The sequence below is a fragment of the Pseudomonas sp. PDM21 genome, assembly GCF_014852505.2.
In the GTDB taxonomy this organism is placed as follows: domain Bacteria; phylum Pseudomonadota; class Gammaproteobacteria; order Pseudomonadales; family Pseudomonadaceae; genus Pseudomonas.
Genome location: NZ_CM181223.1, coordinates 2,728,056 through 2,753,998, shown reverse-complemented (window position 1 = coordinate 2,753,998; position 25,943 = coordinate 2,728,056). Strand labels below are relative to the sequence as shown.

The following is a 25,943-nucleotide window of genomic DNA, read 5'->3' as shown; positions in this document are numbered from 1 at the left end:
ATGCATCAGCGCGAAAGCGCGGAGTAATGATCTCTACACATGAGCATTGAGGCTGGTTATGCCTGCTCCGCGCGGAAAGCGGCGACCATTTCCTCGGCCAGCAACTGGGCTTCGCGGGTCATCAGCTCCTGCGGCCGGGTGACCAACGAGATGCTCGCCACCGGCGTAGCCTCGGCGATCCGCAAGGGCTCCAGCACCTGGGCCACCATCGGCAGGCCGAGCATGCGCTGCGACCAGAAACTTACCGCATCGGTGTTGGCCGCCAGCTCCAGGTAGAGCAGCGACGAGGAGCATTCGGTGATGCGCTTGGGTGGCGCCACCTGCCGTTCACGGAAGAACTGCCCGGCCAGGGCGACTTCCAGCGGGTCGGAGAGCAGCCATTCGAGGTCGAGCAGCTCGTGCAGCGATTGCGCCCCCGCCAGCGGATGGCCCTTGCGCACCGCCAGCGCCGAGGGTTGCGGCGCCAGCTCGCACCAGACCTGCCCGTCGGCCTGCTCCGCCACTGGCTGGGTGGTCAGCACCAGGTCCAGCCGGCCCTCCTTCAGCCCTTCGAACAACTGCAGCGAACGCAGCTCGAAGATCTGCAGCTGCACGTTGGGGTACAGCTCGCGGTAGCGCCGGAAGCAGTTGGCGAAGGCGCGATTGGGCGTCACCGGCGACACGCCGATGGCCACGCGGCCGGCCATCTCGCCCTTCAGGGTATCGATCTCGTCACGCGCGCGGCGCACTTCCTCGGTGACCAGTCGGGCCATGCTCACCAGCCGCTCGCCATAAGGCGTGACCGTCACCCCACGATTGGAGCGGACCAGTAGCGGCACACCCAGCTCACCTTCCAGCTCCTTCACCGCCTTGGACAGCGACGGCTGGGTGACGTCGAGCAGCCGCGAGGCTTCCTGGATGCTGCCGCTCTCGGCGATGGTGCGCAGGGCGCGCAATTGATGCAGTTTCATGGCGAGATCCGACCAGTTCCTCGAAGTCGCGCCACCTTAACCAGTATCGGGCCTGCATGAAAGAAGCCGGGCAACGCCCGGCTTCGTGCAGACCGTCGATCACTCCGCCATGTTCAGGTCCGGCAGCGGCTGCTGGAACATCCGCGTGGCGCTGGCCAGACAGACGAGGCCCAGGCCCATCCAGGCAAAACCGATCATGAAGGACATCCCCGACAGGCTCGACCAGAGCCAGATGGTGCTGAGGAAGCCCACCGCCGGCAGCGCGCCGTAGCGCAGGTAGTTGCCCTTGCCGGTGAGGCGCTGGTCGACCAGATAGTGCTTGATCACGGCCAGGTTCACTGCAGAGAAGGCGAACAGCGCGCCGAAGCTGATCATGTTGGCGACCGTATCCAGGGTGACGAACAGGGCGATCAGCGACAGCAGGCTGATCAGCAGGATCGCCGTGGCCGGCACGCGCTTCTTCGTCACCAGCTTGCCGAACACGCGGGGCAGCGCACCGTCCCGGCCCATGGCGAACAGCACGCGGGAAACGCTGGCCTGGGACACCATCGCCGAGGCGAAGCAGCCGGCCACGTAGGTAGCGGTGAAGAAGGTCACCAGCCACTCGCCGCCGATGCGGCGCAGCACGTCCAGCGAAGCCGAGTCGGCATCGGTGAGCGCCTGCCACTCGGGGAATACCAGCTGGCCGAAGTAGGCCATGACGATGAACAGCACGCCGCCGATCAGGGTCACCAGCATGATCGCCGCGGGAATCTGCCGGCGCGGTTCGGGGGTCTCCTCGGCCATGGTCGACACGGCGTCGAAGCCGAGGAACGACAGGCACAGCACCGCCGCGCCGGACATCACCAGCGGCCGGCTGAAGTGCTCGTCATAGAAGGGCTGGACCAGCGGCACGGGTTCTGCCTGGGCCCCCAGATGGCTCAGCGACAGCGCGATGAATACCACCACGAAGACCATCTGCGCGACGATCAGCACCCAGTTGACGCGGGTGATGGATTCGATGCCGACGAGGTTGAGCAGGGTCACCAGCACGATGGATCCGAGAATCCATACCGACAGCGGCACCGAGGGGAAATAGTCGGTCATGTAGATGCCGATCAGCAGGTAGCTCAAGAGCGGCAGGAAGATGTAGTCCAGCAGCAGCGTCCACCCGGCGAGGAAGCCGAACGCTGCGCCGAAGGTCTTGCGCGTGTAGCTGTAGACCGAGCCCGAATAAGGGTGCGCCTGCACCATGCGCCCGTAGCTGTAGGCGGTCAGCAGCATCGCGGCGAGCGTGAAGAGATAGGCCGTCGGCAGGTGGCCCTGGCTCATGCGGGTGACCAGGCCGTAGGTGGTGAACACCGCCAGCGGCACCATGTAGGCCAGGCCGAAAAGCACCAGCGCCGGGATGCCCAGCGATTTGCGGAAGGACCGTGCAGACGGTTCGTGGGTTTTATGGGCAGGCAAGGAAGTAGCGGACGTGCTTGTTGTTTTTTTCATGGCTGACTCATGGACGGCGAGCGACGGGCGCTCGTTGGACTGGAACGGCGTGATGCCGGTCGAGGCTTCCTGGGCAGCGGACGGGCGCCCGGCGATTCAGCCGGAGCGAAGCTTCGGGCAGCCGCTGCGGGAGGAATTCAGCGGAGGTCGTTCGGAGCGCCCCGGCAGGTTTGCGGGGCCGGGAAAACCGGGAGGCATTGCGCCGAACGCACGCCCTCCCGCGTGGCAGAACCAGAGTCGCCGTTCACTGCGTCGTCGATGAAAGTCTGCGCTGCAAAACACTGCCGCCACTCGTTGAACGCTTGCACCTGGGCACTCCTGCTGGCCGCCTCGAAGGACGTTGTTGTTCGAATGGGGGCGCATGGTGCTTCAGCTCGTCGCCGAGGAAAATTAGTAAAAATATCTTCGAGCCCAATGAAAAAAATGGCCGTGCGGAGCGCACCCGACGACCCGGCCGGCTGTCGCGCGAGATTGCCTCAACCCCTATCGCCACCTCTCGAAACAGGCGCTCGAATCGGCTCCGACACACTCCGGTGCAGTCCCGCGAAACCTAAGTATGGTGGTGCGATACCCATGGACGATGGTGAGAGTCCCCGGCCAGCGAATAGGGTTTGTCTACCGGCAATCCGGTCTTCGAAACGACCGCCAGGTCGCTTCGAGCGCCGCATCGGACCGGTCCCCATTCGCCGCGCTAGCGGTCCCCTGACGAGAGCTTTCACCATGACCGACGAGACCCAAGGAACCACCCGCCGCGCCCTGATGAGCGCCGGTGTAGCTGCCGCCACCCTGGCAGTGGCCGTCCCCCTGCTGGCGGGCCAGGCGAGCGTTGCCCAGGCCCCGGCCGCAACGGGTGCGCGCCGCAAGGAGCAAGGGTCGGGCTACCTCACCCTGCGCGACGGCACCGAGCTGTTCTACAAGGACTGGGGCAGCGGGCAGCCCATCGTGTTCCACCACGGCTGGCCGCTCTCGGGGGATGACTGGGACAACCAGATGCTGTTCTTCCTCGCCAGGGGCTATCGCGTGATTGCCCATGACCGCCGTGGCCACGGTCGCTCCACGCAGACCGACAAAGGCAACGACATGGACACCTACGCCGCCGACCTTGCGGAACTGGCGGCGCACCTGGACCTGAAGAACGCCGTGCACATCGGCCACTCCACCGGCGGTGGCGAGGTCGCCCGCTACGTCGCGCGCCATGGTGCCGGCCGCGTCGCCAAGGCGGTGCTGATCGGCGCGGTGCCGCCGATGATGCTGCAAACCGAGAAGAACCCCGGCGGCCTGCCGCTGAAGGTGTTCGACGGCTTTCGCGAGGCGCTCGCCGCCAGCCGCTCGAACTTCTACCGCGACGTCGCGGCGGGCCCCTTCTACGGCTTCAACAGGCCGGGCGCCAAGGTCTCCGAAGCGGTAATCGACAACTGGTGGCGCCAGGGCATGAACGGCGGCGCCAAGGCCCAATACGACTGCATTGCGGCCTTCTCGGAAACCGACTTCACCGATGATCTGAAGCAGATCGCCGTGCCGACCCTGGTGCTGCACGGTGAAGACGACCAGATCGTCCCCATCGACGACTCCGCGCGCCTCTCGATCAAGCTGCTGCGCCACGGCACGTTGAAGACCTATCCCGGCCTGCCCCATGGCATGTGCACGACCCACGCCGACACCATCAACGCGGACCTGCTGGCCTTCATCAAGGGCTGAAACCGCTGGAAGACAAAGGCCCGGCGCATGACGCGCCGGGCCTTTTTCCGTTCAGAGCTGTGACAGCCCGCCATCGACACACAGGTCGACGCCGGTGATGAAGCTGCTGTCGTCCGAAGCGAGGAACAGCGCAGCGTTCGCCAGCTCTTCCGGGCGGCCGAGGCGGCCCAGAGGAATCAACCCCGCCAACTGCTGTTCGAACGCGCCGAACTGCGCCTCGCCGATGCCCATCTTGCCAATGATCGGGGTCAGCACCGGGCCGGGGCTCAGGCAGTTGACGCGGATGTTGCGGCCCTTGAGTTCCGCCGCCCAGCTGCGGGCGAAGGAACGCACCGCCGCCTTGGTCGCCGCGTAGACTACATGAGCCTCCAGCGCCTTCAGGTGGGCGATGGACGACACCAGCACGATGGCGCCGCCGTCACGCAGCAACGGCAGCGCTTTCTGGATGGTGTAGAAGACGCCCTTGACGTTGATGTCGAACTGCTCGTCGAACTGTTCTTCATCGACCTGATCGCCCGGTGCCGGGCGGATCACGCCGGCATTGGCGACCAGCACATCGAGGTGGCCGAAGCGTTCGCCGATCTGCCGGTACAGGGCGTCCAAATCCTCCAGCCGGCTGGCGTCGGCACGGATGCCCACGGCGTTGTCACCGATCAGCCCGACCGCCTCCTCCAGCGCGTCCCGGCGGCGCCCGGTGATGACCACCTCGGCGCCTTCCAGGGCGAATCGTTGCGCGGTGGCCAGACCGATACCGCTGTTGCCGCCCGTGACCAGGGCGACCTTGTTGCTTAGCTTTCCCATCATCTCTCCAACGTGGCTTGTGAATCGGCTCGTTTGGGAGGTCGCAAATCGGGAGCACGCAGCAGGTCCTGTTGCAGCGGCAGATAGCGCTCGATCTTTTCCGCCAGGCGTTCGCGGCGCTCGGCCAGCTGGGCCTGCAGCGCGTCCAGGGCCACCAGTTTTTCCAGGTGCTGCTGCAGGCAGGCGAGGAAGCCTTCGCTGTCCTCTTCCTCCTCCAGGTACTGCAGCAGGCCGTGGATCTGCCGGGTGCTGAAGCCGCACTCGAGCAGCTCGCGCACCCAGAGCACGCGTTGCACCATGGACGCGGCGTAGTCGCGATAGCCATTATCCAGCCGCGACGACTCGATCAGCTGCTTCGACTCGTAATGGCGCAGCGCGCGTGTACTGACGCCGGCGCGCAGGGCCAGCTCTCCGATTTGCATGTCGACCTCCGATGGGGAGCACTCTGGGGGCTTGACGCTAGTGTCAAGGTCAAGCCCCCCTTTGGCTTTTTCAGGCGTCCGTTGCGGGATGCGCCGGCAGGGTGAACTGCACCACCGCGCCACGGGGCTGGTTGGCGCTGGCCCAGAGACGGCCGCCATGGGTGTCGATGATCGAGCGGCAGATCGACAGACCCATGCCCATGCCGGTGGCCTTGGTGGTGTAGAACGGCGCGAAGATCAAGTCCGCGTTGTTCTCGGCGAATCCCGGTCCGTTGTCGCAGACTCTCACCCGCACGCCACCCTCGTCGTACTCGGAGCTGACCAGCACGTGGCGCTCACCGACAGGCACAGCGCCCATGGCCTCCAGGGCATTGACGATCAGGTTGAGCATCACCTGCTGCAATTCGACCCGGTCGCCCTCCACCTCCGGCAGACCGTCGGCGAGTTCGACGCGCACCACCGTGCCGGATTTCGCCGCCTCGCCGCGGGTGAACTCGACCATCTCGCGTAGCGCCGCACTGACGTCCACCGGCTGCTTCTGCGGCGGGGTCTTGCGGATCAGCTGGCGGATGCGCCCGAGCACCTCGGCGGCACGGTTGGCGTCCTTGATGATGCGTCCCAGCACCTGGCTGACCTCACCCAATTCCGGCGGCTGCGCACCCAGCCAGCGCAGCGCGGCATTGGCATTGGTCACGGTAGCGGCAATCGGCTGGTTCACCTCGTGGGCGATGGACGCAGCCAACTGCCCCATGGTCGCCACACGATTGGCGTGGGCCAGTTCCGTCTGCACCTCGCGATAGCGCCGTTCGCCCTCGCGCACCCGCTCCTCGGCCTGCTTGCGCTCGGTGAGATCGAGCACGAAAGCCACCCCTTCCTGCAGGCTGGCCTCGAAGGCCGCCAGGCCGACGATCACCGGCACGCGGCTGCCGTCCTTGCGGATGTATTCCTTCTCGAAAGGCTGCGCATGCCCGGTCCGAATGGCCGTGGCGAGATGCGCCTGACTCATGGCCAGGGACTCCGGCGGCGTCATGTCGTGCCAGCGCACGCGGCCGGAAAGCAGGTCGTCGCGCTCGTAGCCGACCATCCGCAGGAAGGCGTCGTTGGCTTCGGCTATCTCGCCGCCCGCACTCCAGACGATGATGCCAATGATGTTGGCGTCCACCAGCCGGCGAATCTTCGCCTCTCGCTCGGCGGCATCGCGATACAGGCGCGCATTCTCCAGCGAGATCGCCGCCTGTGAGGCCAGCAGCCGCAACACGGCTATCCGCGCCGGGCTGAACACGCCGGCCGAGAGGTTGTTCTCCAGGTACAACGCGCCGGTGAGCTTGCCCTGATTCATCAGCGGCATGCAGAGGATCGAACGCGCGCCGTGCTGGCGGACATAGGGATCGGTGGTGAATCCCGGATCGGCCATGGCGTCTTCCAGGCACAGGCTCTCGCCGGTGCGCAGCACCTGGTAGAGCACCGTTTCGGCCAGCGCCGCGGCGCTGATCGGTTCGTTGCACAACAGCATCGCGCCGTCGCCGACGGTCGCCAGCGCCGCGATGCGCGGCTCGCCCGCTTCGGCGAGGACCAGCACGCCGCGCTCGGCACCAGCCTGCTCGATGGCGGTGCGCATCACCATGTCGATCAGCTTCTCCAGGACGATCTCCCCCGAGGCGGCCTGGGACACCTTGAGCACCGTGGCCAGGTCCAGGTGCTCCACCGGGGTGGCGATGGTCGCGGTCGGGCCGGGCGCAGGCTCCTCGTTGCGCAGGTAGCGATGGCGCCCCTCCAGTTGCCGCACCTTGCCGTCGGCGCCCCAGCGCAGGTAGCCATAACGCGCATCCTGCAGGTAGACGCGGGCGATCTTGGCGAGGCCGCGCGCGCCGTAGAAGCGCCCCGCCAGCTCGTTGGCCAGCGCCTCGATCTGCACGAAGCCGTTGTCCTGCGCCTGGCGGATGGCCTCTTCGTAAAGCAGCTCGGCATCGACCAGCCGCCCTTCGACCCGCGCGATTTCCGCTCCCACCAGCGCCACCCGACAGGCGAAGGATTCGCCGCACTGCCGGGCCCACTCCTGCAACTGCGCGTGATGCACGGCCAGTTCTCGCAGGCGCTCAGGTTGCTCATCGACAGCCATGGAATCGAAAGTGGCGGCCAGGGTCAGCGCTGCGTGGAAGTGGTACTCGGACTCCTCCGTGAAGGACTCCACCACCCACAGCAGCCCTTTCGCCCGCGTTACGCAGTGCATGGCTGCGGCATGATCGCCCGCCATGCAGCGCGCCTGCAGCTTGCGTATCCAGTACTTGGCCGCCGCCAGCGCCAGGCCCGGCGTACTGTCCAGGTGCGCTTCGAAACGCGCCTCGTCGAACAGCTCATCGTCGAAACTGCCGAAGGTCGGGGTCTGCCCGCGCAGTGTGCGGATCAGCGCCAGCTGCGTGCTGATGAAATCCACCACCAGGCCGAAGCGTACCTTCTGCGCATAGGCCAGGCCCTGCCCGGCCTCCTCGTGCACCTGCGCCAGTGGCTCGCCGAGGAACAGCACATCAGCGATATGGCCGTTGCCGGCATAGGCGGCGTAGGCCAGGTCGCCGACGCGATTGGCCGCGACGAACGCCCGGCGCAGCAGCTCCCGGCACTCGCGCACCGGGCGCATCCAGCGCGCTACGAACATCGAGAAGCACAGGTAGGTTCGCGCTTCATGGCGATTCAGCCCGCGCCGGTCAACGAGGTCGCAGCCCAGGCGACCGAAGCGATAGCCGGCTTCGTAGTCACCGAAGCGGCGGCCGGCGACGCGCCCGACATTCGCATAGAGCATGCAGGAAGCATCGCAGTTGCCCCGCTCCAGGCTCAGGCTCACGGCCTTGCAGATGGTCAGGCTGGCCAGGTTGGCATCGCTCTGCAGCGCCGGGGCGAACAGCTTGCCAAGGGCGTCGAGGGTCGCCAGGGAGGCGGCGTCTTCCATCAGCGGCAGGTCGATCAGCTGTTCGATGCTGCGCTCGCCCAGCTGCGTCCAGATCTGCTGGTATTCCTCGCGCACCTGCTCGTCGTCCGGGTGCGCCGACCAGTGAATGCCAACCGCCCGCAGGTAGGCCAGGCACACCGCGACCGCCCGGTCGCTGCGGTCCTGCAACAGGCACACGTCCATCTGCAGGCAGGCCACCGCCGCCTGCTCCACCGTGGTGGCGGCGCGTGGCGTCAGCGCGGTGAGGCGCTCGTCGGCCTGCGCCAGCTGGCCGGTGAGGAATTCGCACTCGGCGCGGTTGAGTTCCAGGGCGAAGCACAGGTCGTGGCGGCGTTGCCAGCAATCACCGTCGAGCAACTCCATCCCGGCGTGCAGATAGGCCAGCGCCGAGCTGTAGGCGCTGGAAGCCTTGGCGCGCTGCCCGGCCAGCAGGTTGTACTCGGCCAGCTGTTCGCGCTCGGCGCGGGCCTCGATCAGCCCGGCGCCGCGGTTGAGCTGGCCGACGATCTCGAAGATCGCTTCTTCGCGCCGCTCCGTCGGCGTCTGCTCGGCCAGCAGACGACCAATGCGCAGATGCGCCTCGGCACGGGCCGTTTCGGCGATCAGCGAATAGGCCGCCTCGTGGATGCGGTCGTGGGCGAACGCGCAGGCGCCTTCCAGGCGCTCCACCAATTCCTGGCGCACCGCCGACCAGAGTATCGAATGGACCTTCGCCGGCGGCAGGTCGAGGACGGTCGCCAGGGTATCGATCTGCGCCATGTTGCCCAGGCAGGCCAGCTGCTGCAGGGCCTGGCGTGTTTCCAGCGGCAGGCGCGCGAGCTTGCCGACCATCAGGTCGACGACATTGTCGGTGAAGCCCTTGGCGTGGATGCGCTCCGGCTCCCAACGCCAGCGCCGGGCCTCGTGGTCGTAGGTCAGCAGCTCTTCCTCGGCCAGCGCCTGGAGGAACTGGATGACGAAGAACGGGTTGCCGGCGGTCTTGTCCTGCACCAGCCGGGCCAGCGCCACGATGCTCGGCGGCGGACAGCGCAGCGCCTCGGCAATCAGTTGCTCGATGTGCGCGCGGGCCAGCGGCGCCAGGCGTATCTCGTCGATGCGTACACCGGCCTGGCGGATGGCCTGCAGCTTGCGAGTCAGCGGATGGCTGGCGTCCACTTCGTTGTCGCGGTAGGCGCCCACCAGCATCAGGTGGCGCAGTTCCGAATGGGTAAGCAGGTCTTCCAGCAGGTCGAGGGTTGCCGCATCCAGCCATTGCAGGTCGTCGAGGAACAGCGCCAGAGGGTGATCGGCGCGGGCGAACACGCCGATGAAGCGGCGGAACACCAGCAGGAAGCGACGCTGCGCCTGTTGCGGCTCCAGCTCGGGCACCGGCGGCGGGTCGCCGATGATCAGCCGCAGCTCGGGAATCAGGTCAGTAATCAGCCGGGCATTGGGCTCCAGCGCTTCCAGCAGCGCGCTGCGCCAGCCCTCCAGCACGTCACCGCTCTTGCCCAGCAGCGTGCGCACCAGCCCCTGGAAGGCCTGCACCAGCGTCGAGTAGGGAATGTCGCGCTTGTACTGGTCGAACTTGCCTGAAGCGAACAACCCGCGTGGCGGCACCAGCACCTTGTGCAGCTCGTTGACCACCGAGGACTTGCCGATCCCGGAATAGCCCGACACCAGCACCAGCTCCGGCGTGCTGCTGGCAACGATGCGCGAGAAGGCCTCGACCAGCACCTCCACCTCGCGCTCGCGACCGTAGAGCTTCTCAGGGACCAGCAGGCGGTCGGGCGTGCCCTGCTCGTCCAGGCTGAAGGCTTCGATGCGCCCGCTCCGTTGCCAGTCTTCCAGGCAACGGCGCAGGTCGTGCTCGACGCCGGCAGCGCTCTGGTAGCGTTCCTCGGCGGTCTTGGCCAGCAACTTGAGAACGATCTGCGAGAGCATCGGCGGCACGCCGGCGACCCGTTCGCCGGGCGACAGCGGCTTGCGCGCGATGTGACAGTGCACCCATTCCATCGGGTCGCTGGCGGTAAACGGCAGCGTACCGGTGAGCATCTGGTAGAGCACCACGCCAAAGGCATAGAGGTCGCTGCGCGAGTCGATGGAGCGGTTCATCCGCCCGGTCTGTTCCGGCGCCATGTAGGCCAGGGTGCCGGCGATGGTCTCCGGCGGTTCGGGCGCCTGACGTTCGCGCGGCAACCGCGAGGCCAGACCGAAGCCGGTCAGGCGTGCCTGGCCATCAGTGCAGTTGACCTGGATGTGGTTGGGCTTGAGGTCCTTGTGTACCAAACCGCGCTGGTGCAGGTGGCGTAGCGCCACGGCGATGTCCACGGCCAGGCGCAGGCAGGTTGCGGTGTCCAGCGGCTGGCGCAGCAGGCGCGACAGCGGCTCGCCGCCGGGGTCATCGAGCAGCAGGCGGGTCTTGCCGCCTTCGCGGTGCAGCGCCTGCGGGCGCAGTGCCCAGGCGCTGTGCAGTTCGTCGCGCAGGCTGTACTCGTGGGCCAGCCGTTCCAGCGTGGCGGGCAACGGATGTTCGGCGGCCGGGCGTACCAGCAGCACGCTGGCGCCGTCGTCACCGGATGGGCGCGCGCGGCAGAACACCCGCTCGCCATCGTCCCACAGGATCTTCTGTTTGCTGGCCATCGGCTCGGCAACCTCTCAGGGATTCTGCTGCCCCCGAGTGGCGGTCAGCGACTGTATTGCGGACGGCCTTCAGGTCGTCCGCTGCAACGGCTCGACGCCCAGGGCCTCGGCCATGCGCACCAGATCGGCGACCGAACGCGCGGCCAGCTTCTTCATCACCTGGCCACGGTGCACCTTGACGGTCACTTCGCTGAGGTTGAGCTCGGCGGCGATCTGTTTGTTCATCAACCCCGCGACGACGAAGCGCAGCACTTCGCGCTCGCGCAGGGTCAGCGCCTCGAACGCCTGGCGCAGCGCCGCGCCGGACTGCTCGGCCTGCAACCGCTCGCCATCTCGGGCCAAAGCGCTGGCCACTGCGTCGAGCATGTCCTGGTCGCGGAAGGGCTTGGCGAGGAAGTCCACGGCGCCGGCCTTCATGGCCTTGACTGTCATGGCGATATCGCCGTGGCCGGTCATGAACACGATGGGCATGCGCACCCCGCTCTTCTCCATCTGCTCCTGGAACGCCAGGCCGCTCTCGCCGCGCAGGCGCACATCGAGAACCAGGCAGCTGGGAACGTCACGCCGGGCAAAGGACAGAAAGGCCTGGGTGGAATCGAAGGTCTGCACCTGCAGGCCGATGGAGCGCAACAGGCCATCGAGGGCGAGGCGCATGGACTCGTCGTCATCGACCACATAGACCACCGGCTCCTTCGGGCCTTGCGGCGGATTGGAATGCGCCGACGAGCTCATCTTGCCTCCTTGGGGGACCGCGACACTCGCGGTGTGCAGGTCAAAAAATCTAGTCCATGATGGGGCCCGCGGCAAAATGCCAGCCCAATGGTCATGGGGCCGGAACAGTACCTTCGGGATATTGGCCATAACGCGCACCATGGCGCACGCCATGACGCTGCTGCGAGCAAGGCTAGCCTGGCCAAGCGAAGCGCCGCCAGGCCAGAAACCCCTGAATATCGGCCATACCTTCGGCCCACTTTCGACCAGCTCCCCGAACAGGCAGAACCCCGATGGCAAGCGCCTTTGCTCCCCCTTACCCGCTCCCCGCGACGACGCCGATCACCGTCGCCTTCGTCGCCTACCCGCAGATGGGCCTGCTCGACCTGAGCGGCGCCCAGACCGTGTTCTGGGCCGCCAGCAAGGCCCTGGCCCAGCGTGGCCTGCCCGGCTATCAGTTGCTGACGTCAAGCCTGCGCGGCGGGCTGGTGAGCACCGTCGAAGGGCTGTCGGTGGACACCAGCGCGCTGGCTGAACTCGACCTCGCCGCGGTCGACACCCTGGTCGTCCCCGGCGCCCCGGACATCGGCGAAACCCTCGACAGCCACGGCGAGCTGGCGGCCTGGCTGAACCACGCGGCCCCCAGAGTGCGTCGGGTGGCTTCCGTGTGCAGCGGCGCCTTCCTGCTGGCCAAGGCCGGGCTGCTCGACGGCTGCCGCGCCGCGACCCACTGGGCCCTGTGCGACACCCTGCAACAGCGTTTCCCGGCCCTGGAAGTTGACGCCGATGCGATCTTCATCCAGCAGGGCTCGGTCTGGACTTCGGCAGGGGTCACCGCCGGCATCGACCTCGCACTGGCGCTGGTGGAAGCCGACTGCGGCCGCGAGGTCAGCATGCAGGCGGCGCGCGAGCTGGTGGTCTACCTCAAGCGCCCCGGCGGGCAGGCGCAGTACAGCACCCTGCTGCAATTGCAGACCCAGGACAACCCGGCCTTCGACGAGCTGCACCTGTGGCTGGCGGAGAATCTGGGGGATCCGGAACTGACCGTGGAACGCCTGGCGGAACAGGCGAAGATGAGCCTGCGCAACTTCTCCCGCGTGTACAAGGATCGCACTGGGCGCACGCCGGCCAAGGCCATCGAACTGTTCCGTCTGGAAGCAGCGAAACGCCTGCTGGAAAACTCTTCGCGCAACATCGGGCAGATCGCCAGCGCCTGCGGTTTCAGCGACGAGGAGCGGCTGCGCAGCACCTTCCAGCGCCACCTGTCGATCTCCCCGCGCGACTACCGCAGCCGCTTCAGCCGCTGAGTCTGATTCGCTCAGGCCACAGCCAGCGCCAGCGCACGCTCCGGCTGCTGCTCCAGGTGGCGGGCGAAGAACGTCCGCAGCCAGCGCTCGCGCGGGTCGGCATGGCTGGTGCCGCGCCAGGCCATGGCCAGGTCCGGGCTCGACAGCGGCAGCGGTGCGTATTCGGCGCGCAGGCCATCCACCCGCGCCATCGCCTGGGCCACGTAGTCGGGCACGATGGCGAGCATGTCGCTTCCGGCCAGCAGCGCCGGCAAGGCGCTGAACTGCGGCACCGCGAGCACCACCCGGCGCTGCCGGTCGTGGCGCGCCAGGGCGCGGTCGACGTCGTCGGTCACCTTGCCCAGCGCGGACACCGCCACATGGGGCCGCCGGCAGAATTCGTCGAGGCTCACCGGCGCCGCCGCCGAATCGGCGCGCAGCAGCATCGGCTGCACCGGGCGCAGGCTGCGGCAGTGGGCGCTGGCCGGCAGCTCCTGCGCGTGACCAATGCCCAGGGAGATGTCCCCGGCGACCAGCAGCTGCGGAAGTTGCAGCGCATCGACTCGCCGTACGACGAGCGTGATGTTCGGCGCCTCGGCGCGCAGCTGCTGCATCAGCCGCGGCAGCAGCGCGTATTCGACTTCGTCGCACAGACCGACGTGGAAGGTCTCCTCGCTGGTGCGCGGGTCAAACTCCCTTGCGCAGCTCAGGGCCAGGGCGATGCCTTCCAGGGCTGGGCCCAGGCGCACGTGGATTTCCTCGGCCCGCGCGGTGGGCTCCATCGCCCGCCCGCTGCGGATGAACAGCGGGTCGTCGAACATCGTCCGCAAGCGGTTCAGCGCGCTGCTGACGGTGGTCTGGCAGAGGAACAGGCGTTCGCCCGCCCGGGTCACGTTGCGCTCGCGCATCATGGTTTCGAAGACAACCAGCAAGTTGATGTCGGCATGTCGCAGGTCATTTCTGTTCATGGTTTCGCCCGCCTGGTGAAAGTTGCATCCGAACTGCCTTTCGCTGGGCCCGTTCACTTCTCCAGGCTTGCGATGTGATTGCAGATTATTCAGGCGTAACCGCTGAGTCAGTTGTACATGGGTGCAATATCGCCACCCGTTGGTTATCCGAACTAATACCTGGGTATTGTTCCGCTCAACTTCCTGCCGCGAATATCACCCACATCAGACTGCCCGCCGGAATATCCATACCCAGGTGTTGCCCGACTATACCTAGGTATACTTCTCCGACTTGTTCGACGGCGTATCTTGCAAGTACGGCAGGCGCCGCCACGAGCGCCCCAGAGGATGCAAAAGACGCAAATGCGCAACAAGGCTGTCATTGCAGTAGTCGACGACGATGAATCCCTTCGCACCGCGCTGGAAGGCCTGCTGCGCGCCACCGGCTACCTGGCGCGCACCTACGGCGGGGCGCGCGAGTTCCTCGGCTCCGACGGCCCGGAACTGGCCAGCTGCCTGATCTCCGATATCCAGATGCCGGGCATGTGCGGCGTGGAGCTCTATGAAACGCTGCGCAGCCGTGGCCTGGACCTTCCGGTGATTTTCATGACCGCCTACCCCGGCGAGCGGCCGCGCATCAGCACGGACATGCCCGGCGTGATCGCCTGCCTGCCCAAGCCGTTCGAAGCCGAACAATTGCTGCACTGCATCGAGACTGCCCTGCTGCTGAAATCCTGAACGCGAAAATCCCCCGCAAGTTATTCCCGACCCTGTTCACTGCACTGCACTGCACTGCCCTGAAAAATACTTCACACGGTTCCCCGTCGATACCTTCGTATAGTTCTCTTCCACACATGCGTAATTCCCGCACACCGATGTAGAAGTGCGCCCGGAAGTTCTCCTCCCTAGCATGGATTCACAGCGGACGACTGCAGACGGAACAACGCAAACCAAGGTTTGCAACTACCCGTCAGCGTCACGCCGAACTTGAAGCAGTGACTTCAAGGCAATTCATCCATTCGAGTCAGGAGCACATGATGAAACAGCAACTTCTGGTTATTGGCGCGGGCTTCGGTGGACTGTGGAGCGCTCTGAGCGCCGCCCGCCTGCTGGACATGCACGGCAACAACGATGTGGAGATCACCCTGCTCGCGCCGCAGGCCGAACTGCGCATCCGCCCGCGCTTCTACGAGCCCGATGTGCACAGCATGTTCGCTCCGCTGACCGAGCTGTTCGAGGCCGTGGGCGTGCGCTTCGTCAAGGGCACCGCCGAGAGCATCGACGAGCAGGCCCGCAAGGTCGGCTACCGCGACCAAACCGGCCGCACTGGCGAGCTGAGCTACGACCGCCTGGTACTGGCCAGCGGCAGCCAGCTGTCCCGCCCGCCGGTGCCGGGCCTGAAGGAACATGCCTTCGACGTTGACCAGATCGAATCGGCGGCGCACCTGGAAAGCCACCTGATGTCGCTGCGCAACCAGCCGGCCAGCCGCGCACGCAACACCGTGGTGATCGCCGGCGGCGGCTTCACCGGTATCGAGACCGGCACTGAAATGCCGGCCCGCCTGCGTGCCGTACTGGGTGAGGACCAGGACGTCCGCGTGGTCATCGTCGACCGTGGCGAGCGCATCGGCGCGGTGATGGGCGAAGGCATCCGCCCGTCGATCATCGAGGCCTCCGACAGCCTGGGCATCGAATGGATCACCGGCGCCACGGTCGCCGCCGTGGACGCCAACGGCGTGACCCTCGCCGACGGCCGCCACATCGAGAGCCACACGGTGATCTGGACGGTGGGTTTCCGCGCCAGCCCGTTGACCGAACAGCTGACTGCCCAACGTGACGGCCAGGGCCGCCTGCACGTGGACGGCAACCTCAAGGTGCGCGGACTGCAGAACGTCTTCGCCGCCGGTGACGTCGCCTACGCCGCCACCGACGACATCGGCAACTTCGCCGCGATGTCCTGCCAGCACGCCATCAGCCTCGGACGCCACGCCGGCAACAACGCCGCCGCCGACCTGCTGGGCGTCGCCCCGACCCAGTACCGCCAGCCCAAGTACGTCACCTGCCTCGACCTCGGCGCCTGGGGCGCCGTGTACACCGAAGGCTGGGACCGCCAGCTGAAGCTGGTGAAGGCCGAGGCCAAGGAACTCAAGACGCAGATCAACACCGTCTGGATCTACCCGCCGGCCGCCGACCGCCGCGCCGCCCTGGCCGCCGCCGACCCGCTGATCCCGGTGGCCTGATCGCTGCTCTGCCCGCACTCCCTCGCTCCGAGGGAGTGCCACTCGCCTGATGGACTCGACCTAACAAGCAACAGGAGAACCACCATGACCATGCACCTGAATACCTTCGCCCAGCCCGATGCCACCACCCCGGCCCAGGAACTGGTGCCTTCGCGTTACGCCCTGCGCGTGGGCGAGATCGACGTGCTGGTGGTCAGCGACGGCGTGCTGCCGCTGCCGACCGAAACCATGTCGACCAACGCCACCCCGGAAGAGCGCGCGGCGTGGTTCAAGGAAATGTACCTGGGCCCGGACATGTTCGACTGGGCACTGAACGTGCTGGTGGTGCGCAGCGGTGAGCAGACCATCCTGGTCGACGCCGGCCTGGGCAACCAGTTCCCCGGCTTCCCCCGCGCCGGGCAGTTCCCCAAGCGCCTGAAGGATGCCGGCATCGAGCTGTCGTCGATCACCGATATCGTGATCACCCACATGCACATGGACCACATCGGCGGGCTGCTCACCGACACCGTGAAGAACGGCCTGAGCCCCGAGGTGCGTATCCACGTCACGGCCACCGAAGTCGATTTCTGGAAGATCCCCGACTTCAGCCTGACCGAGATGCCGCAGCCGGTACCGGACGTCCTGCGGCGCACCGCCAACGAGTTCATGGCTCACTACGAGAGCCGCCTGCACATCTTCGAGGACGAGTTCCAGGTAGCGCCGGGTGTGGTGGCGAAGCTCACCGGCGGCCACACCCCCGGCCACTGCATCGTCTACGTCGACTCCGCCGGCGAGCGCCTGACCTTTGCCGGTGATGCACTGTTCCCGGTGGCCTTCGACCATCCGGAATGGCACAACGGCTTCGAACACGACCCGGAAGAGTCGGTCCACGTGCGGGTCCGCCTGCTGCGCGAGGCGGCGGCCAGTGGCGAACTGTTCGTCGCCACCCACCTGCCCTTCCCCTCGGTGGGGCGCGTGGCCATCGACGGCGATGCCTTCCGCTGGATCGCCGGCTTCTGGGATTACTGACAGCCAGCGCCAGACCGCCCCGCCCTGCTCACGCGGGACGGGGCTTTTGCGTTATCCGGGCCTGCTCAATCGAGCAGACCGAGCTTGTCCAGGCTGCGCGCGGTCGCCACGATGGCCTCCTCGGCCGGGCGCGGCGACCAGCCCAGCAGCCTGCGCGCCTTGGCGTTGCTGGAGTTCATTCGCAGCCCGAGAAGCGGCACGGAGCCCTTGAGCGCCGGGTCCTTCAGCGCGCCCAGGCGCACCACCCAGTTGGGCAGCACACGCGTCGAGACCTTCGCCGCCACGGCACCCATGCGCTCCTTGAGAACCCGCGCGACATCGCCCAGCCACAGGCTGTCACCGGCGGTGGCGATGAAGCGCTCGCCGCGAGCGGCATGGTGGGTCATGGCCAGCACGTGCAGGTCCGCCACGTCGCGCGCATCGACGAATCCGCAGTTGATCTTCGGGCTGCCCGGCTGGCCGGCGAGCAGGCTTTTCACCAGGCGGATGGAGTGCGAGTAGTCGGCGCCGAGCACCGGGCCGAGCACGGCCACCGGGTTGACTGCCGACAGTTCCAGGCCCTGCCCCTCACGGGCGATGAAGTCCCAGGCGGCGCGCTCGGAGAGGGTCTTGGATTTCTGGTAGAGCCAGACGTTGCGGCTGCTCAGGTCGCTCCAGTCAGTCTCGTCGAAGGGCCGCGTCATCTGCCCGTGTCCGGCGCAGATGGCACCAAAGGCCGAGGTCAGCACGACCCGCTTCACCCCTGCATCGCGTGCGGCGCGCAGCACCCGCAGGTTGCCGTCGACCGCCGGGCGCACCCATTCCTCCTCGCTGGTCTGCGCACCCGTGGGCGTCGGCGAGGCCCCGTGGATCACGTAGCGGCAGCCGGCGACGGCTTCCGCCCAGCCGCGATCCTGGCTCAGGTCGGCGACCACGAAGCTCAGGCGTTCTCCTGCGTCGATGCCACCTTCGCGCAGCTGCTCGCGCACTTCGGCTTCCCGCGCCAGCGAACGCACCGTGGTACGCACCTGATAGCCGTCGCGCAGCAGGGCGAGGATGCAATGCTGGGCAATGAAACCGGTCCCGCCGGTCACCAATACCAATTCGTCTTTCATGGATTTTCTCGGGCAAGGCTGTAGTCGGACGCCGGGAAAATTACGCCTGCTCCGTCGAACCGTGAATGCGCTGGAGTGCGCTTTACTTGCGCGAGAGTTCGAATCTGCCGGTTGCGCGGTTGGCCGTTGCCCCGGCGGGAGCCCGGTGCGATTCTGGGCCGCATCCGCTTTCGGCACCCCAGGGCCCCTCGCCATGACCCAGTACTCGGCTACCCGCTCCGACCCGCTGTCCGACTTCCTGCGCGTGGCCGATGCGCAACTGACCGTGGCCGGCGGCTTCAGCGCCGGTGGCGACTGGAGTCTGCGCTTCCCGCCGCCGCAGCACCTTAAGTTCTTCGCGCTGATCAAGGGCAGTTGCTGGCTGCAGATCGAAGGTGACGAGGAACCGGTGTGGATCAAGGAGGGCGACGTGTTCATCCTCTGCTCGCGCCGCGCCTTCGTCCTGGCCAGCGACCTGGCGCTGAAACCGCTGGAGGCCATGGACGTGTTCAGCGGCGATGCCAACGAGCGCACAGCCACCCTGGGCAGCGGCGAGGACTGCATCCAGCTGGGTGGACATGTGCGCCTGGATCCGACCAGCGAGGAACTGGCGTTCCGCCTGATGCCGGCGGTGATGCAGGTGCATGCCGGCACGCAGCAGGCCGAGCGGCTGAAATGGCTGCTCGACCAGATCGTCGAAGAGCGCAACCAGTGGCGCCCGGGAGTCGGCGCGGTATCCGCGCAGCTCACGCAGCTGCTGTTCGTGCAGACGGTGCGCGCCTACCTGGAGTCCTCCGATTCAGTTTCCTGCGGCTGGCTCCGCGCAGCCGGCGACAAGCGCCTGGCCCCGGTGCTGGGCCTGATGCACGGCGAGCCCGGCCGCGCCTGGCAACTGGGCGAACTGGCCAGGGCGGCGGGCATGTCGCGCACCAGCTTCGCCGTGCACTTCAAGAGCATCACCGGCATCCCGGCGCTGACCTACCTGAGCGAGTGGCGCATGCTGCTGGCCCAGCAGGCGCTGCGCGGCAGCGACGTGACCATGGCGGAGCTGGCCACCGAGCTGGGCTACAGCTCCGAAAGCGCCTTCAGCAATGCCTTCAAGCGCATCACCGGCACGGCGCCACGGCATTACCGCAACCAGTGGCGCCAGATCGGGGAATGAGCAGGCCTGCGGGACGTCCGATTTCAGCGGAGAAGACCCACGGCTGATGTACCATGCCGCGCCGAAACCTCCGGCAAACTCCCTGTCTGGCTGCCTATGTCCTCCAACGCGCTGTACACCGACCTGTCCTCCTACTACGACCTGATGTGCGCCGACATCGACTACCAGGCGCAGAGCCACTGCGTGCGCCGCCTGCACCAGTTGTTCGGCAACCAGGGGCGCCGGCACCTGGACCTCGCCTGCGGGACCGGGCCGCACGTGCGCTACTTCCTCGACTTCGGCTACGCGAGCGCCGGCCTGGACCTCAACCAGCCGATGCTGGACATCGCCCAGCAGCGCTGCCCCGAGGCAAGCTTCAGCTGCCACGACATGGCGAGTTTCCGCGTCGACGAGCCGCTGGACCTGATCACCTGCTTCCTCTACTCGATCCACTACAACCCCGGTGTGATACAGCTGCAGGCGTGCCTGGCGAGCGTGCACCAGGCACTGGCGGACGGCGGCGTGTTCTGCTTCAACAGCGTGGACAAGGCGCTGATCGACAACAGCTCCTTCGTGCGCCACTCGGTCGAACACGAGGGTAGCCAGTTCACCTTCGGCTCGGGCTGGTACTACGGCGGCGCGGGCGAGCGCCAGGCGCTGCGCCTGAGCATCGAGAAGACCAGCGCCGGCGAGACCCAGGCCTGGCAGGACGAACACGCCATGGTCGCCCTGACCTTCGCCGAGCTGCAGCGCTTGCTGGAGCCGCTCTTCGAGGTGCAGGTCTTCGAGCACGACTACGAGCGCATCACGCCCTGGGAGGGCACCTCGGGCAACGCATTGTTCGTCTGCGTAAAGCGTTGAGGCGACCTTCCCGGTACGCCCTCCCCCTCAGCGAATCTTGCCCACCGGCGTGAAATTGCCGGTGAGATGCCCACCCACGGTGTTCTTCGGCTTGTACTGGGCATCGTGCTTGAGGCGTTCCTCCACGCTCGGGTCGATCGCCTCCTGGCCGAACGAGGTGTTGCCGATATCCCGGTAATGCGGCTGTGTGAACTGGCTGTAGGCGCCGCCAAGGAACTCCTTGTAGGAGTTGGTGATGGGGAGGGTCGTGGTGGGCAGGCTCGGGGTCTTGCGGGTGTCCACCGCCAGCCCGCACTCGATGGCCTTGTTGATCATCCACACCAGCGCGATATCCGACAGACTGTTGTCCGCATAACCGCCGCCGACGTTGGCGTGGGCGCCGGAGAACCACACCTGTTCCACCCGCTGGTTGGGCTTGCTCTTGGGGTCCCACAGCGTGCACTGGTAATTCTTGCGCCACTCGTCGATGGCCAGCGCATGGAAGGCGTTGTGCACGATCGAGCTGAGCTCGGTGTCATGGAATTCGTAGTAGGCCTTGTTGAACCAGTCGAACGACTCCAGCGGCACGCCCAGCGCGCCCACGGTGTCCCAGATGCCGAGCATGTGGATGGTGATCTCCCGCGAGAAGCTGCCCCTGAACAGCCTGGCGCGCTCGGAGTCGGCGCCCTCGTCGCGGGTGCGGTAGAGCCCGTAGGCCTCGTTCGTCAGGTTGATGTGCTCGGGCTTGAGCAGCCCGGCGTTGCGGATCAGCCCCACCAGGCTGCGGGCGGTATAGGCCCCGCGACTGAAGCCGAACACGTAGACCTGATCGCCCGCCTCGTAGGTACTGACCAGTTGCCGGTAGCCGTCGAGGATATTCTCCGAAAGCCCGACGCCGAATGCCCCACCCGCAAGGCGGTCGTACCACGCGGTGCCGACTCCCTTGTCGTACCACTTGGCCTGCGAGGTGCCGTTGCTGTCTGCGGGAAGGATGGAAGCATGCAGCTTCCAGACGTTGGTACTTTTACTGCCCTTGATCTCGGACTTCGCGTCCGGGGTATTCCAGGTCCCGTCAAAGGAAATGATGATTTTCTTGGGCATGCCCTTTCTCCAGGGTCAGTGGCTCTGACTGCTCGGAACGTCCCGGTTCCTGGCCCATCCCCCGGTATCGCCCTCGACAGTGAACTGTAGCCCCCGGTCCGGGCTGTCGACAGACTCGTGAGAACCACCTCCATTGGCGTGCTGTGCTGGCGGATTGCCTTCCCGCTACACATATGGTTAGGTGCCCTGGCCCCGAACGACTCCGCCGAGTACGCCAGAGGCGGCCTGGAGTGCCGGGTCCGCGCCCGCCACAGCTCCACTGCCCGGCTCCCTTTGCTACGCCTTCACTGACGCGAACCCATGGTCACCACTGTCATCCTCAGCATGCTCTGCGTGCACCTGCTTTGTTTCAGCGTCATGTTCCTGCTGATCAGCACCCGGCTGAACGGCAAGAAAATGGGCATGGAAGTCTTCGCCCTGGGCAATTTCCTGCTGGGGCTCGCCTACATCCTGCAGTTACTCGGCGGCCCGGCGCACTGGGGGGCGATGAGTGTCGTCAACCACACGATGACCCTCTGCGCCCCTGTCGCCTACGTTCTTGGCGCTCTGCGCTTCTTCGATCGACCGACCGCCGTGTGGCGGCCATTGCTCACACTGGCTGTCCTCTACACGGCGTTGCAGCTCACGGTGCAATCCGCCCTCGGAAGTGAAGCGCGCCATGCGCTGCTGGCGGGCTCGTGTGCCCTGCTGTTCCTGGGCATGGCCGTGGCAGTGCTCTATGCCCGGCAGAACGTCGCCCAGGACCTGCGCGTCGAGATGATCGTGTTCGCCGTGCTGATTGGCGGCATCTGCGCGCTGAACGCCGCGAAGTTCGCGATGATCATCCAGGGCGGGCTGGCGGCGCTGGACATGAACAGCAGCTTCCAGAAAGTCTTCTACCTCTACATGTCATTCCTCGGCACCGTGCTGCCGCCCTGCGCCGTCTGGCTGGTGCTGCGGCGCCTGACGGATGAGCTGCGCACCATGGCCGCCCATGACCCGCTGACGCAATTACTGAACCGCCGCGGGCTGGTCGAGGGGCTGGAAGCGCACTTCCGTTCCCGTAAAGCCGGGCCTGCCTACCTGCTGATCGTGGACATCGACCACTTCAAGCAGATCAACGACAACCACGGCCACAAGGTCGGCGATCTCGTGCTGTCTCATGTGGCCCAGGTACTCAAGGCCACCGCTCGCAAAGGCGACCTGACGTGCCGGCTGGGCGGCGAGGAGTTCGTCCTCGTTGGCCTGGACATGGACAGGACAGGCGCTCTGCAACTGGCCGAACGCGCCCGCGTGGCCATCGAACAAAGCGAAGTACCGGGCGCGATACCGGACCAGCCGATCCGCTGCACCGCCACCATCGGCGTCTCGGAGGCCTTCACTGGCACGCAGGCGCTCGACGAGTACCTGCAGCAGGCCGACCGCGCGCTCTACCGTGGCAAGACCGCCGGGCGCAATCGCGTCGAGGGGGCTTTCGCGTAGCAGGCGTCCCGGCTAGTTCCAGCGAAGGTTGAGGACGAGGAAGTTCAGCAGCACCCAGACGACCAGCATCAGGTGCGTCAGCTGCAGCCCCTCCTGGCGGATCCAGTAGCCGAACCAGAGGCCGCCCAGCAGCATGGCGAAGAGGAAGGCCAGCGCCGCGCTGAGGCCGAGGTTCAGCCAGGGCCTGGCGGCGTCGAGGCCGTCGCCCAGCAACAGCTCGTAGCAGCCGGTCCAGGCAGCCAGCACCGCGACGATCTGCAGCAGAATGACAACGATCAGTGCCAGGCGATGCAGGGCCGGCGAGGCCAGTGCGCGCGCGAGCAAGGGGAAGTCGATGGCGGGAGGCTGGCGCAGCGGCGCCATCGCCATGGTCGCGCCGACCGCTGCGACCGAGCTGGAGAAGGCGTGCAGGTTGTTGATCAGCGCGATGCTCAGCCAGAGGCTGAAACCCAGGAAGCAGGTAGCCTGGAAAATCATCAGTGAAGTGTGGGTGTCCATACCGGGTCCTTGTGCGGTCATGTTCCGAGTGCGCCGGCCCGCCGCCGGAAACGGCGGCGGCAGGCAGGCCCGGACGGACTCTAGGACCTCAACCTAGGTTGAGGTCAACACCGCACAGAACAGTTGCTCGGACTCCGTGTCAAAACGCACCCTGCAGGGTGACCATGAAGTTACGCGGTTCGCCGTAGAAGTTGCCCCAGGAAACGGCCCCCACGCTCTGGTAGTACTTCTTGTCGAACAGGTTGTTGCCGTTGAGCGCGACGGTCCAGTGGTCGTCGATGCGATAGCCCAGGCGGCCATTCCAGATGGCGTAGTCCGACTGCACCGAGGTGACGCTCCCACTGCGCACGGAGACGTCGCTCTGGGCCGTCACACCCGCGCCCAGGTTCCAGCGATCCAGTTCTCCGGCCAGTTGGTAATCCGCCCAGGCGCGGAACAGGTGGCGCGGGAAATAGGTGGTGGTGAAGGTCGGTTCCTGCGGGTTCTCCTCAGCGCTGTTGAGGTACTTGGTCTGGGTATAGGTGTAGCCGGCCAGCAGTTGCAGCCGGTCGATGACCTCGCCACTGACTTCCGCCTCGAAGCCCTGCGCCCGGACCTTGCCGACGTCGGTGTAGCAGTAGCCGTCGGAGGAACCGAGGCAGGTGGTGTCATAGTTGCCTTCCGCGCGATGTTCCTCGACCGTGCGGAAGAGGTTGAAAGCCGTGTTGACGCGGCCTTCCAGCAACTCACCCTTGATGCCAAGTTCGTAGCTGGCCCCGGTCTTGGGTTGCAGCGGACTGCCTGACTCGTCGGTGTAGGTGCTCTGCGGCTGGAAGATGTCCGCGTAGCTGGTGTAGACGGACCACTGGTCGTTGAGGTCGTAGATCAGCGCCGCAAACGGCGTGACCTGGCCGTTTTCCTGGCTGCGGTCGTGCTGCCAGTAGTCCCAGGCCTGGGTGTAGGAATCGCGGCTGTTGCGATACCAGCTGACACGGGAGCCAAGGACGAAGGTCAACGGCTCGGCGAGCTTCAGGCGCAGGGTGGCGTAGGTGCCGAACTGCCTCGTGTCCGACTCGGTGGGAATCGGGCCGCCACGGTAGGAGTTGGAGGCATAGAAATCATCCGCCGGCTCGGGAATGTGCGAGTTGGGGTGAAACGGGTCCTGGGTAGCGCCCAGCAGGCTCGACATGTTGATCAATGCCCAGCGGTCGTGGGTCTTGGCGCGGCTGGCGTTGGCGCCGACTGTCAGTTCATGCTGCAGGCCGAAGGCATCGAATTTGCCATCCAGGTAGGCATCGAAGCCATAGTCGGTCTGGTCGTAGTCGAACAGCCCGGAATACACCGAGGATGGCGCCGAGGTGGTGCCCGGCGTCACGCCGCCGGAGGTCTCGGACAGCGCGTATTTCATGTTCTGGTCGTTATGGGTCCAGACGCCGGCGAACTTGAAGGCCCAGTCCCCGTTCAACTGGTGGGACAGATCGGCGAACAGCGTGGTGCGCTCGCTCTCCCAGTTGTTCCAGGAGGCGCCCAGGCAGGTCGAGCGGCTGAGCTTCAGGTCCTTGCCATTGCTGTAGCGCGGCAGGCCGTGCCAGCAGGGCGTCGCGTCGAGCTTTTCGTAGGCGACGCCCAGGCCCAGCGTCGTGTCGGGGCTGACGTCGTAATCCAGCGCGCCATAGAGAATCTGGTCGTTGCGCTTGCCGACATCGTAGAAATACTGGCGATCCTGCAACGCCACCACGGTGCGGCCACGCAAGGTGCCGGACTCGTTGAGCGGCCCGCCCACGTCGACCTGACCCCGGTAGTTGTCCCAGCTGCCGGCCGACAGCGACAACTTGGTCTCCGGCACGGCCTGGCCACGCTTGCGGACGAAGTTCACTCCACCGGTGGAGCTTCCCGAACCCTTCATCATGCCCGCCGCGCCCTTGAGCACTTCAACGCGATCATAAAAGGCCATGTCGCCGGAAAAGCTGTTGGCCTGCACGTACTCGCCACCGACATCCAGCGGCACGCCGTCGTACTGGTACTGCCCCTGCATCATGAAGCCGCGGGAATAGAAATACTTGCCGCCCATGGGCGACTCATACACGGCGATGCCCGGCGTCTTCTCCATCGCCTGCTCGATGGTGGTGATGTTCTGGTCATCCATGTAGCGGCGAGTCAGGACGGTGACCGACTGCGGCGTCTCACGCAGGCTGTGCGCGCCCTTGCCGATGGTCACCGCGCGGGCACTGTAGGAGTTGGTGCCCTCGCTGGTCGGGTCCAGCAGCTGGCTGGAGATGGTGGTGGCATCCATCTCCAGCACCGCATCCGACGGCGCCGGCACCAGGCCGTAGCCGCCGTTGTCCAGGCGCCGCACCGTCAGCTTCGTCCCCGACAGGATGCGGGCGAAGCCGTCCTCAATGCCGTACTCGCCGTTCAGCCCGCCACTGCGCTTGCCTTCGGTCAGGCCCGCATTCACGGAGATGGGGATGCCGGCGCGGCGGCCGAACTCGCCGAGCACCTGGTCCAGCGGGCCGGCGGGGATGGCGTACTGCTGGGTGCGGGTGGCGGTGGATTCGGCCTGCACCGGCATGGCCGGCAGCAGGGTGAGCGTGGAGCAGGACAACAGAGCCAGGCCAAGCGACTGGCGCAGGGCGCGGGTGATGGGGTGAAGCGTCATGGGCAGAGGGTCCGTTTCTCGTTGTTGGCCCGCAGGTGCGAGCAGGGATTTCTCCCTAGGCCAAGCGAGAAACGAAAACCTGC

General features: G+C 66.4%; 19 protein-coding genes. 8 read left to right on the top strand and 11 right to left on the bottom strand.

Annotated elements, in window-relative coordinates:
* Positions 1-56 precede the first annotated feature (56 nt).
* Positions 57-950: a LysR family transcriptional regulator gene (locus IB275_RS12945; RefSeq protein ID WP_192295308.1), complete on the bottom strand. Its 894-nt coding sequence runs from the start codon at positions 948-950 to the stop codon at positions 57-59.
* A gap of 99 nt (positions 951-1,049) precedes the next feature.
* The gene (locus IB275_RS12940) at positions 1,050-2,429 is read right to left on the bottom strand and encodes an APC family permease (RefSeq protein ID WP_192295307.1); all 1,380 of its coding nucleotides are present in this window, start codon (positions 2,427-2,429) and stop codon (positions 1,050-1,052) included.
* 720 nt (positions 2,430-3,149) lie between these two features.
* Here IB275_RS12940 and IB275_RS12935 point away from each other — a divergent pair.
* Positions 3,150-4,127, top strand: coding sequence for an alpha/beta fold hydrolase (locus tag IB275_RS12935; RefSeq protein ID WP_192295306.1), 978 nt, complete (start codon positions 3,150-3,152; stop codon positions 4,125-4,127).
* A 51-nt stretch (positions 4,128-4,178) separates the two neighbouring features.
* Here IB275_RS12935 and IB275_RS12930 read toward each other — a convergent pair whose 3' ends face one another.
* The 4 genes from IB275_RS12930 to IB275_RS12915 form a co-directional block, all read right to left on the bottom strand.
* On the bottom strand, positions 4,179-4,928 hold the full coding sequence (locus IB275_RS12930) for an SDR family NAD(P)-dependent oxidoreductase (protein WP_192295305.1): 750 nt from the start codon (positions 4,926-4,928) through the stop codon (positions 4,179-4,181).
* Entirely contained in the window at positions 4,928-5,350 is a 423-nt protein-coding gene (locus IB275_RS12925; RefSeq protein ID WP_192295304.1) for a MerR family transcriptional regulator, read from the bottom strand. The genes IB275_RS12930 and IB275_RS12925 overlap by 1 nt, the downstream gene beginning before the upstream one ends.
* A gap of 70 nt (positions 5,351-5,420) precedes the next feature.
* A complete protein-coding gene (locus IB275_RS12920; protein WP_192295303.1) occupies positions 5,421-10,916 on the bottom strand; it encodes a trifunctional serine/threonine-protein kinase/ATP-binding protein/sensor histidine kinase in 5,496 nt (1,831 codons plus the stop codon).
* Positions 10,917-10,985: 69 nt separating this feature from the next.
* Positions 10,986-11,648, bottom strand: coding sequence for a response regulator transcription factor (locus IB275_RS12915; RefSeq protein WP_151187517.1), 663 nt, complete (start codon positions 11,646-11,648; stop codon positions 10,986-10,988).
* A 272-nt stretch (positions 11,649-11,920) separates the two neighbouring features.
* On the opposite strand from IB275_RS12915, the gene IB275_RS12910 reads away from it, so the two are divergent.
* A complete protein-coding gene (locus tag IB275_RS12910) occupies positions 11,921-12,934 on the top strand; it encodes a GlxA family transcriptional regulator (RefSeq protein WP_192295302.1) in 1,014 nt (337 codons plus the stop codon).
* Between the two features lie 11 nt (positions 12,935-12,945).
* On the opposite strand, the gene IB275_RS12905 is transcribed toward IB275_RS12910, so the two are convergent.
* Positions 12,946-13,881, bottom strand: coding sequence for a LysR family transcriptional regulator (locus tag IB275_RS12905; protein ID WP_192295301.1), 936 nt, complete (start codon positions 13,879-13,881; stop codon positions 12,946-12,948).
* Between the two features lie 327 nt (positions 13,882-14,208).
* Between IB275_RS12905 and IB275_RS12900 the strand changes: the two genes are divergently transcribed.
* From IB275_RS12900 to IB275_RS12890, 3 genes are all read left to right on the top strand, one after another.
* Positions 14,209-14,598, top strand: a complete 390-nt coding sequence (locus IB275_RS12900; protein WP_225607841.1) for a response regulator transcription factor — start codon at positions 14,209-14,211, stop codon at positions 14,596-14,598.
* 299 nt (positions 14,599-14,897) lie between these two features.
* On the top strand, positions 14,898-16,100 hold the full coding sequence (locus tag IB275_RS12895; RefSeq protein ID WP_192295300.1) for an NAD(P)/FAD-dependent oxidoreductase: 1,203 nt from the start codon (positions 14,898-14,900) through the stop codon (positions 16,098-16,100).
* Positions 16,101-16,184: 84 nt separating this feature from the next.
* Positions 16,185-17,108: an MBL fold metallo-hydrolase gene (locus IB275_RS12890; RefSeq protein WP_192295299.1), complete on the top strand. Its 924-nt coding sequence runs from the start codon at positions 16,185-16,187 to the stop codon at positions 17,106-17,108.
* Between the two features lie 65 nt (positions 17,109-17,173).
* Here the strand turns inward: IB275_RS12890 and IB275_RS12885 are convergent, their stop codons facing one another.
* Positions 17,174-18,202 carry an SDR family oxidoreductase gene (locus tag IB275_RS12885; RefSeq protein WP_192295298.1) on the bottom strand — a complete coding sequence of 343 codons (1,029 nt, stop codon included), beginning with the start codon at positions 18,200-18,202 and terminating at the stop codon, positions 17,174-17,176.
* Positions 18,203-18,395: 193 nt separating this feature from the next.
* On the opposite strand from IB275_RS12885, the gene IB275_RS12880 reads away from it, so the two are divergent.
* Positions 18,396-19,343, top strand: coding sequence for an AraC family transcriptional regulator (locus tag IB275_RS12880; RefSeq protein ID WP_192295297.1), 948 nt, complete (start codon positions 18,396-18,398; stop codon positions 19,341-19,343).
* 96 nt (positions 19,344-19,439) lie between these two features.
* Positions 19,440-20,183 carry a class I SAM-dependent DNA methyltransferase gene (locus tag IB275_RS12875; protein ID WP_192295296.1) on the top strand — a complete coding sequence of 248 codons (744 nt, stop codon included), beginning with the start codon at positions 19,440-19,442 and terminating at the stop codon, positions 20,181-20,183.
* Between the two features lie 27 nt (positions 20,184-20,210).
* On the opposite strand, the gene IB275_RS12870 is transcribed toward IB275_RS12875, so the two are convergent.
* Positions 20,211-21,263, bottom strand: a complete 1,053-nt coding sequence (locus IB275_RS12870; RefSeq protein ID WP_192295295.1) for a T6SS phospholipase effector Tle1-like catalytic domain-containing protein — start codon at positions 21,261-21,263, stop codon at positions 20,211-20,213.
* Between the two features lie 300 nt (positions 21,264-21,563).
* Here IB275_RS12870 and IB275_RS12865 point away from each other — a divergent pair, with 300 nt between their 5' ends.
* Complete coding sequence (locus IB275_RS12865; RefSeq protein ID WP_192295294.1) at positions 21,564-22,724, top strand: GGDEF domain-containing protein; 1,161 nt, start codon at positions 21,564-21,566, stop codon at positions 22,722-22,724.
* 12 nt (positions 22,725-22,736) lie between these two features.
* Here IB275_RS12865 and IB275_RS12860 read toward each other — a convergent pair whose 3' ends face one another.
* Positions 22,737-23,222: a DUF2165 family protein gene (locus IB275_RS12860; RefSeq protein WP_192295293.1), complete on the bottom strand. Its 486-nt coding sequence runs from the start codon at positions 23,220-23,222 to the stop codon at positions 22,737-22,739.
* Between the two features lie 139 nt (positions 23,223-23,361).
* The gene (locus tag IB275_RS12855; RefSeq protein ID WP_192295292.1) at positions 23,362-25,860 is read right to left on the bottom strand and encodes a TonB-dependent siderophore receptor; all 2,499 of its coding nucleotides are present in this window, start codon (positions 25,858-25,860) and stop codon (positions 23,362-23,364) included.
* Between the last annotated feature and the right edge of the window lie 83 nt (positions 25,861-25,943).